This is a genomic window from Leptolyngbya sp. GGD (assembly GCF_026735145.1).
In the GTDB taxonomy this organism is placed as follows: Bacteria; Cyanobacteriota; Cyanobacteriia; order Leptolyngbyales; family Leptolyngbyaceae; genus Leptolyngbya; species Leptolyngbya boryana.
The window spans coordinates 1-1,529 of sequence record NZ_JAPQKE010000026.1 but is presented as its reverse complement, the minus strand read 5'-3'; the positions used below and the strand labels follow the sequence as shown (position 1 = coordinate 1,529).

The following is a 1,529-nucleotide window of genomic DNA, read 5'->3' as shown; positions in this document are numbered from 1 at the left end:
AATTGAGCTACAAGCTTACTCTATATACTATGGAGAGTTTGATCCTGGCTCAGGATGAACGCTGGCGGTATGCTTAACACATGCAAGTCGAACGGTCTCTTCGGAGATAGTGGCGGACGGGTGAGTAACGCGTGAGAACATGCCTTTAGATTGGGGACAACAGTTGGAAACGACTGCTAATACCGAATGTGCCTTAGGGTGAAAGATTTATTGTCTAGAGATTGGCTCGCGTCAGATTAGCTAGTTGGAGTGGTAACGGCACACCAAGGCGACGATCTGTACTTGGTCTGAGAGGATGACCAGGCACACTGGAACTGAGACACGGTCCAGACTCCTACGGGAGGCAGCAGTGGGGAATTTTCCGCAATGGGCGAAAGCCTGACGGAGCAATACCGCGTGAGGGAGGACGGCTTTTGGGTTGTAAACCTCTTTTATCAGGGAAGAATCGATGACGGTACCTGATGAATCAGCATCGGCTAACTCCGTGCCAGCAGCCGCGGTAATACGGAGGATGCAAGCGTTATCCGGAATTATTGGGCGTAAAGCGTCCGTAGGTGGTTTATCAAGTCTGCTGTCAAAGCGTGCGGCTTAACCGCATAAGGGCAGTGGAAACTGATGAACTAGAGTGCGATAGGGGTAACAGGAATTCCCAGTGTAGCGGTGAAATGCGTAGATATTGGGAAGAACACCAGCGGCGAAAGCGTGTTACTGGGTCTGCACTGACACTGAGGGACGAAAGCTAGGGGAGCGAAAGGGATTAGATACCCCTGTAGTCCTAGCCGTAAACGATGACAACTAGGCGTGGTTCGTATCGACCCGAGCCGTGCCGTAGCCAACGCGTTAAGTTGTCCGCCTGGGGAGTACGCACGCAAGTGTGAAACTCAAAGGAATTGACGGGGGCCCGCACAAGCGGTGGAGTATGTGGTTTAATTCGATGCAACGCGAAGAACCTTACCAAGGCTTGACATCCTCGGAACCCTGATGAAAGTTAGGGGTGCCTTCGGGAGCCGAGAGACAGGTGGTGCATGGCTGTCGTCAGCTCGTGTCGTGAGATGTTGGGTTAAGTCCCGCAACGAGCGCAACCCACGTTTTTAGTTGCCAGCATTCAGTTGGGCACTCTAGAGAGACTGCCGGTGACAAACCGGAGGAAGGTGTGGATGACGTCAAGTCAGCATGCCCCATACGCCTTGGGCTACACACGTACTACAATGCGTCGGACAAAGAGCAGCCAGCCAGCGATGGTGAGCCAATCTCATAAACCGGCGCTCAGTTCAGATTGCAGGCTGCAACTCGCCTGCATGAAGGCGGAATCGCTAGTAATCGCAGGTCAGCATACTGCGGTGAATACGTTCCCGGGCCTTGTACACACCGCCCGTCACACCATGGGAGTTGGTCACGCCCGAAGTCGTTACTCTAACTGCTTGCAGAGGAGGACGCCGAAGGTGGGGCTGATGACTGGGGTGAAGTCGTAACAAGGTAGCCGTACCGGAAGGTGTGGCTGGATCACCTCCTTAAAAGGAGACCTACCC

The 1,529-nt window shown here is 53.6% G+C and carries 1 rRNA gene; it reads left to right on the top strand.

Annotation, left to right across the window (positions count from 1 at the left end):
* Positions 1-26 precede the first annotated feature (26 nt).
* Positions 27-1,514: ribosomal RNA gene (locus OU814_RS31250) — 16S ribosomal RNA — on the top strand.
* The last annotated feature ends 15 nt before the right edge of the window (positions 1,515-1,529 follow it).